Source organism: Thalassotalea sp. G20_0 (assembly GCF_017744175.1).
Lineage (GTDB): Bacteria > Pseudomonadota > Gammaproteobacteria > Pseudomonadales > Endozoicomonadaceae > Endozoicomonas.
The window spans coordinates 1-545 of sequence record NZ_JAGHQV010000505.1 but is presented as its reverse complement, the minus strand read 5'-3'; the positions used below and the strand labels follow the sequence as shown (position 1 = coordinate 545).

The 545-nt window shown below is 48.1% G+C and carries 1 protein-coding gene; it reads right to left on the bottom strand.

Translation table 11 applies throughout. The features are described 5' to 3' along the window. Positions 1-115: 115 nt before the first annotated feature. Positions 116-523 (bottom strand): phosphoribosyl-AMP cyclohydrolase, encoded by a 408-nt coding sequence (gene hisI / locus J7438_RS27270; protein ID WP_209279142.1) that lies wholly within the window; start codon positions 521-523, stop codon positions 116-118. Positions 524-545: the final 22 nt, after the last annotated feature.

Below are 545 nucleotides of genomic sequence, written 5' to 3'. Positions count from 1 at the left end.
ACATAAGAGGAATCCGGATCAGCCTGCCTGCGGTTGCTTAATACTTCAGTTAATTTTTTGATTATATCGCTCATGTTTTAACCTGTGGGATGATTTACAGCAAAGAATACAGCCTTTACTGATGTCCATAAATCGTTGCCGGATCCTGTAACACCGGCTCTTCGGTATTCCACGATGCTTCTCCATGGTTATCCCTGAAGCGACGATAAAAGCAAGACTTACGTCCTGTATGACAGGCAATACCACCGGTTTGTTCCACTTTGAGCAGGATCGCATCGCCATCACAGTCAAGGCGGCACTCTACCAGCCGTTGCGTATGGCCAGAGCTTTCGCCCTTGCGCCATAGCCTGCCCCGTGAACGGGACCAGTAAATGGCAACCTGTTCCTTCAGGGTCAGTTCCAGTGATTCCCGGTTCATCCAGGCCAACATCAAAACCTCTGCGGTTTTATGGTCCTGGGCAATGGCTGTCACCAGGCCATCATCGTTCCATTGAACCTCATCCAACCAGTGAGTTGTTTTCATAACACTATCCAATCATTTTATT